Raw genomic sequence first — 5698 nt, 5'->3', positions numbered from 1 at the left:
GCGCGCCTACGAGCTGCGCCCGCAGCGCGCCGAGTCGCTGACCGCGCTGGCCACGTACTGCCGCGGCCGCAGCGAGTGGCACCGCGCCTACCTGTTCGCCAGCGCCGCCGCCGCCCTGCCGCTGCCGGCGGACCGCCTGTTCGTGGACCTGGGCACCTACCAGTGGCGCGCCCGCGACGAACACGCGCTGGCGGCGTTCTATACCGGCCGCCAGGCGGAGGCAGCCATGCTCTGGCGAGAACTGCTGTCCAGCCCGGCGCTGCCGGCCAGCGAGCGCGAGCGCATCACCCGCAATCTGGGGTTCGTCTAGGACGGCCCGACCTTTCCACATCAACCCCTGCCCCGTCAGGACACCGGTACTACCCATGCACCACACACTGCCCCGCCGCCTCCGAATCGCCACCCTGCTGGGCACCGCCCTGACGCTGCAGGTGCCCGCCGTGCTGGCGGCCGACATCTCGGCCACCGTGCCTGCCGGTGGCGGCTTCGTGGTCAAGGACTCCACGGGCACCGCCACCCGCCTGCGCGTGCAGGACGATGGCAAGGTGCTGCTGCCGTCCCTGGGCACTGCTGCTCAGCAGGGGAGCTTGGCCTGCTTCGACAGCGCGACTGGGCTGATGGGGCCTTGCGCCGCCGGCGTGGGTACCGGGCCCACGGGGGCCACCGGGCCACAAGGCATCGCCGGCCCCACCGGCCCCACCGGCGCTACCGGTCTCGTTGGGGCCGCTGGCGCCACGGGCGCCACCGGACCTACCGGACCTACCGGCTCCACCGGTGCCACTGGCGCAACGGGAGCTACAGGCGCAGCAGGGGCGACGGGAGCCCCCGGTAGCGCTGCGTTCCTGAGCAGCACCTACAACGCCACGCTCACCACCGTTGCCGGCGGCCTGCCCGGTAATCAGGCCGTGCTGCCGTTGTCGGGCTACCTCAGCACGGCGCCCGTGGTGTCTGCACCGAACAACTTTAGTGACCCTGCGAACGAAGCCTACGGTGTCATCCAGAAGATGCCGACCGCCACCACGCTCAACCGTTTCAGCGTGTCGGGCGCGCTCCAGAATGCCATGACCCTTATCGGCAGCACGGTCACCCTGGATGCGGCCCTGTACACCGGAACCATGGGAAGCTTTACGCGCACTCCACTGGCTTGCACCCTGGCCCCGTCCCTGACCGGCGTACTGGCGATCGGCACCACGTTTGATTGCGCCTCGTCAGGCACAGCCGTCACCATCCCGGCCGACAGCCAGAATTTCATACTGCTGCGCGCAAGCGCGACAGGGCTCACCTTGATCAACACGGTCAAGGTGAACATGACCGTCGGCCTGGGGTCGTAGGCGGCGGCTCCCGTCCCCGGCCTTCGCGCGCTGGCCGGGGCGCCGGCGCTTGAAAACGTGCGTTGCCTACCCAGCTACGGGGGTATCTCCACCCCGCAGGGCTGGCCATGGCCTTACTGCTGATCTTCTGCCTGGCGACGCTGTCGCTGGCGGCGTTGCTGCTGCCCCCCGCCGCGACCGCATTGCGCCGTGCAAGGCTGCGCCGACGACCCTTCCCCGCCGCGTGGCGGCAGATCCTGCGGCAGCGTGTGCCGTACTTCCAGCAACTGCCGGCCGACCTGCAACTGCAGCTCAAGCGGCACATCCTGGTGTTCCTGGCCGAGAAGCCCTTCCTCGGCTGCGCCGGGCTGGTGGTGACCGACGAGATGCGCGTGACCATCGCCGCGCAGGCCTGCCTGCTGATCCTGAACCGGCGCAACCACTACTTCCCGAACCTGCGGCAGATCCTGCTCTACCCCGGCGCGTTCCTGGTGGAGCGCGTGCAGGCCGATGGCAACGGCCTGCAACATGAGCAGCGCCGCGCGCTGTCGGGCGAATCCTGGGTGCAGGGCCAGGTGATCCTGGCCTGGGACGATGTGTTGCGGGGCGCGGCCGATGCGGATGACGGCCACAACGTGGTACTGCACGAATTCGCCCACCAGCTCGACCAGGAGAAGGGCGCGGCCAATGGTGCGCCACCGCAGGCCGGGCGCGCGCGGCGCGCCCGCTGGGCGCAGGTGCTGTCGGCCGAGTTCGAGCAACTGCGCGCCGCCGTGGCCCGCGAGGAGCCGACGCTGCTCGACGCCTATGGCGCCACCGACCCGGCCGAGTTCTTCGCCGTGGCCTCGGAAACCTTCTTCGAGCGGCCGGCCGAGCTGGCGCAGCGGCACCCGGCCCTGTTCCGCGAGCTGGGCCTGTACTATCGGGTGAACCCGCTGAGCTGGTAGGCCATGACCTCCGAGGTCATCGACCCGGGGCGGGGCGATCTCCAGAATCGGATTCCGTCGAACACATCGACGCCTTCTATCCACCAATTGGAGAGTGCCATGACACTGTCGCCGACACCCTTGCCACCGCCCCCGCCGACGTTGCCGCGCGCTAGCTGGCCGCCTGGAACGAGCCCGACGCCAGCCGCCGCAGCCGCCTGGTGGCCGACCGCTTCGCGCCCGACACCTGCTACGTCGACCCGATGATGGGTGGCCACGGCCACGACGATGTAGCCGGCCTGATCGCCGCCGTGCACCAGCGCTTTGCCGGCCACCGCTTCACGCTGGAAGGCACGCCCGACGGCCACCACGACCTGGTGCGCTTCTCGTGGTCGCTGGCAGCCTGGTGCGGCGCCAGTGGGGCTGGGCGGAGGGCTAGACGCCCGCGAGCCCCAGCACCTCGCGCGCCCAGCGCGGCTGCCGCAGGCCCTGCAACTGCGCCTGACCGCCCACCACGGATGCCACCAGAAAGGGGCCGCCCGCCTCGACCTCTTGCGCATCAAACAACAGCGCCAGATCGGCCAGGCGCACGGCTTCGCGCAGGTGTGCCACGGTGCGCGGATAGCGCTCCAGAATCTTGCGCTCGGGCACATCGTGGCCGCCCTCCTGCACCCGCTGCTTGACGCGGGTCAGCAGGCGGCGCGGCTCGTCCAGGCAGACCACGTACAGCGCGACCTCGAAACCCCGCACGCGCGCATCGCGCAGCAGATCAAGCTTGGAGGGGTGCGAGAACACCGTCTCGCTGACAAAAGAGCCGCCTTCGGCCAGCAGGCGCTCACGCGTGGCATCGGCCCAGGCGCGCGCGGCCTGCGAGCGCGCGAGCGGGTCGGCCATGTGTGCCAGGTGGTCGCGCTCGTACAGGTCGGCATTGACAAAAGGCAGGACTGGGTAGCGCGGCTGCACCAGGTAGCGATAGAGCGTGGATTTGCCCGCCCCGTTAGGGCCGGCGATCAGGTGCAGAACCGGCATGCGCGAGCGTTGCGCCTCACGCCGCCTTGCGCGCACGCGCCGGCCGCGCGGCCCTGGCCCGGTTCTCGGCCACGGCCGTGGCGGCACGCGCGGCCAGCGCACCCGACTGGGCCAGCGCCAGCACATGGCCATGCAGTGCGTCCAGCTCGGGCGACAGTGCCGGTGCCTCCACCCGGTAGGCGGGGGACTCTTCGCGGGCGATCAGCACGCGGCTGTCCTCGGCCGACAGGCCGGTGCGCTCAAGGGCCTGCCCCAGCGTGGCCCAGTACTCGATCTGGCCGGCGACCGAGCGGCGCATGGGCTGGGCGGCCTCGCGTGCCTTGTCGACCAAGGCGCCGGGGAGTTTGACGGAAGCAAAAGCGGTGGATGCCATGGCGACCTCCTGATTGGCGCATTTTACGCCAATCAGGCGGCGGCTTCCATCCTGCGGCGGACGGGCGTCTGTGACTTTTTGTGAGTGCCCCGCGCCACCGGGGCACCGAACGCTTTTACGATGCGCCTGCCACCGAACTTCCATCTCCCCATGACGACCACGCTGCCCACCTACGACGACGTCGCCGCCGCTGCCGCGCGCATTGCCGGCCATGCCCACCGCACCCCGGTGCTGCGTTCGCGCACGGCGGATGCCGCGCTGGGCGCCCAGGTGTTCTTCAAGTGCGAGAACCTGCAGCGCATGGGCGCGTTCAAGTTCCGCGGCGCGTTCAACGCGCTGTCGCGGCTGGACGCGGCCCAGCGCCGCGCCGGCGTGCTGGCGTTTTCCTCGGGCAACCATGCGCAGGCCGTCGCCCTGTCGGCGCGCGAGCTGGGCATCCCGGCCACCATCCTCATGCCGCAGGACGCGCCCGCGGCCAAGCTGGCCGCCACGCGCGGCTATGGCGGCGAGGTGATCACCTTCGACCGTTACACCGAAGACCGCGAGGCCCTGGGCCAGCGCCTGGCCCGGGAGCGCGGCCTGGCCCTGATCCCGCCCTATGACCACCCCGACGTGATCGCCGGGCAGGGCACCGCCGCCCGGGAACTGCTGGAGGACGCCGGCGCGCTCGACGCGCTGTTCGTCTGCCTGGGCGGCGGCGGGCTGCTGTCGGGCTCGGCGCTGTCGGCGCGCGCGCTGGCGCCGCGGTGCAAGGTCTACGGCGTGGAGCCCGAGGCCGGCAACGACGGCCAGCAGTCCCTGCGCAGCGGCCGCATCGTGCACATCGACACGCCCCGGACCATCGCCGACGGCGCGCAGACCCAGCACCTGGGCCAGCTCACCTTCCCGCTGATCCGGCAGAACGTGGACGACATCCTGACCGCCTCCGACGCCGAGCTGGTGGAGGCCATGCGATTCTTCTTCACCCGCATGAAGCTGGTGGTGGAGCCGACCGGCTGCCTGGGCTTCGCGGCCGCGCGCGCCATGAAGGCGCAGCTCAAGGGCCAGCGCGTGGGCGTGATCGTGAGCGGCGGCAACGTGGACATGGAGCGCTTCTGCGCGCTGATGGCGGGCTGACGCCCTGCAGACAAGGACCGGCATGAGCTCTTTCGCCCTCATCATCAAACACCGTACCCGCGCCGGCAAGCGGCCGGAGGTCCGTGCGATCTGGGAACGGCACATGGCGCCGGCCATTGCCGCCAACCCTGGGCACATGGCCTACTTCTACTGCTTCGACAACGCCGATCCGGACTGCATCTGCGCGTTCCAGCACTACGCCAGCGCCGAGGCGGCCGAACAGTTCCTCAAGACCGAGAGCTACGCCGCCTACCTGCAGGAGGTCGAGCCCCTTCTGTTCGAGCCGCCGCAGGTCACGGCGCTGACGCCGGTGTGGGCCAAGGGCGGTTGATCACTTCGCCTGCAAGAATTCCCCCACCTCCAGCAACACCGTCTCGCTGTCGTCCGTCTTGTAGGCTCGCGGCGGCTGGAGCAGGGCCGGTGGTTGTCGTTGCCGACGACGATGTGACGGGCATCGACCGCATCCACGTTCTCGAAGAAGGGGAACCCAGGGCGTGCCATTCTTCATTTCGCCCCTGCGCTGCCTCCGGCCCGTGGAGGAATGCGTCGACGATGGCAACGCTGGAATGCTCCTATTTTAATAGCATCATGTCCAGGTAAATAATGGGCTTGCGCCACTTTTTCTTCAAAATACCGCAAGCAGCAGCAATGCCGCCGCCACCGCGCCGGCGCCCAGCGCCAGGCCCGGCAGGCGGCGTGGCGCGTAGCTCAGCAGCGGCACCAGCGCCAGCGCGCCCGCGCTCAGCACGCCGCACCACAGCACCCAGCCCTGCGCCGGCCCGGCGAGGGTGCGGCAGGCGCCCAGCGACAGCAGCAGCTGTCTCTTATACACATCTGACGCTGCCGACGAAGAGAACCTAGTGTGGGTGGGGGGGGGGGGGGGGGGGGGGGGGGGGGGGGGGGGGGGGGGGGGGGGGGGGGGGGGGGGGGGGGGGGGGGGGGGG

The 5698-nt window shown here is 70.5% G+C and carries 8 protein-coding genes and 1 pseudogene; 5 read left to right on the top strand and 4 right to left on the bottom strand.

Translation table 11 applies throughout. From position 1 onward, the window contains the following. The 3 genes and pseudogenes from JHD63_RS21510 to JHD63_RS21500 all read left to right on the top strand — a co-directional run. Positions 1 to 310 (top strand): annotated as a pseudogene (locus JHD63_RS21510) (family 2 glycosyl transferase); the annotation flags it as partial. 55 nt (positions 311 to 365) lie between these two features. After that, positions 366 to 1331, top strand: coding sequence for a hypothetical protein (locus JHD63_RS21505; protein WP_198972842.1), 966 nt, complete (start codon positions 366 to 368; stop codon positions 1329 to 1331). A gap of 107 nt (positions 1332 to 1438) precedes the next feature. Next, entirely contained in the window at positions 1439 to 2257 is an 819-nt protein-coding gene (locus JHD63_RS21500; RefSeq protein ID WP_198972841.1) for a M90 family metallopeptidase, read from the top strand. Here JHD63_RS21500 and JHD63_RS21495 read toward each other — a convergent pair. From JHD63_RS21495 to JHD63_RS21485, 3 genes are all read right to left on the bottom strand, one after another. After that, a complete protein-coding gene (locus JHD63_RS21495) occupies positions 2230 to 2607 on the bottom strand; it encodes a hypothetical protein (RefSeq protein ID WP_198972840.1) in 378 nt (125 codons plus the stop codon). The genes JHD63_RS21500 and JHD63_RS21495 overlap by 28 nt on opposite strands. Before the next feature lie 64 nt (positions 2608 to 2671). Continuing rightward, positions 2672 to 3391 carry a zeta toxin family protein gene (locus JHD63_RS21490; RefSeq protein WP_255519315.1) on the bottom strand — a complete coding sequence of 240 codons (720 nt, stop codon included), beginning with the start codon at positions 3389 to 3391 and terminating at the stop codon, positions 2672 to 2674. After that, entirely contained in the window at positions 3282 to 3638 is a 357-nt protein-coding gene (locus JHD63_RS21485) for a TA system antitoxin ParD family protein (RefSeq protein ID WP_198972838.1), read from the bottom strand. Before JHD63_RS21485 ends, JHD63_RS21490 begins: the two co-directional genes overlap by 110 nt. A 150-nt stretch (positions 3639 to 3788) precedes the next feature. Here JHD63_RS21485 and JHD63_RS21480 point away from each other — a divergent pair, with 150 nt between their 5' ends. Together JHD63_RS21480 and JHD63_RS21475 are read left to right on the top strand one after the other, a co-directional pair. Further along, entirely contained in the window at positions 3789 to 4754 is a 966-nt protein-coding gene (locus JHD63_RS21480; RefSeq protein ID WP_198972837.1) for a threo-3-hydroxy-L-aspartate ammonia-lyase, read from the top strand. A 22-nt stretch (positions 4755 to 4776) separates the two neighbouring features. Further along, positions 4777 to 5085: a putative quinol monooxygenase gene (locus JHD63_RS21475; protein WP_198972836.1), complete on the top strand. Its 309-nt coding sequence runs from the start codon at positions 4777 to 4779 to the stop codon at positions 5083 to 5085. Between the two features lie 294 nt (positions 5086 to 5379). On the opposite strand, the gene JHD63_RS24820 is transcribed toward JHD63_RS21475, so the two are convergent. After that, the coding region (locus JHD63_RS24820) for a DUF3325 family protein (RefSeq protein ID WP_198972835.1) at positions 5380 to 5698 on the bottom strand (319 nt) is incomplete at its 5' end.

The sequence above is a fragment of the Xylophilus sp. ASV27 genome, from assembly GCF_016428875.1.
Lineage (GTDB): Bacteria > Pseudomonadota > Gammaproteobacteria > Burkholderiales > Burkholderiaceae_C > Xylophilus.
This window is presented reverse-complemented; position numbering and strand designations above follow the sequence as displayed.

Bases quoted from the DNA above. Each gene is read 5' to 3' on its own strand.
- JHD63_RS21505 (WP_198972842.1), top strand. From the start codon at position 366: ATGCACCACACACTGCCCCGCCGCCTCCGAATCGCCACCCTGCTGGGC.
- JHD63_RS21500 (WP_198972841.1), top strand. From the start codon at position 1,439: ATGGCCTTACTGCTGATCTTCTGCCTGGCGACGCTGTCGCTGGCGGCG.
- JHD63_RS21490 (WP_255519315.1), bottom strand. From the start codon at position 3,391: ATGTGCTGGCGCTGGCCCAGTCGGGTGCGCTGGCCGCGCGTGCCGCCA.
- JHD63_RS21485 (WP_198972838.1), bottom strand. From the start codon at position 3,638: ATGGCATCCACCGCTTTTGCTTCCGTCAAACTCCCCGGCGCCTTGGTC.
- JHD63_RS21480 (WP_198972837.1), top strand. From the start codon at position 3,789: ATGACGACCACGCTGCCCACCTACGACGACGTCGCCGCCGCTGCCGCG.
- JHD63_RS21475 (WP_198972836.1), top strand. From the start codon at position 4,777: ATGAGCTCTTTCGCCCTCATCATCAAACACCGTACCCGCGCCGGCAAG.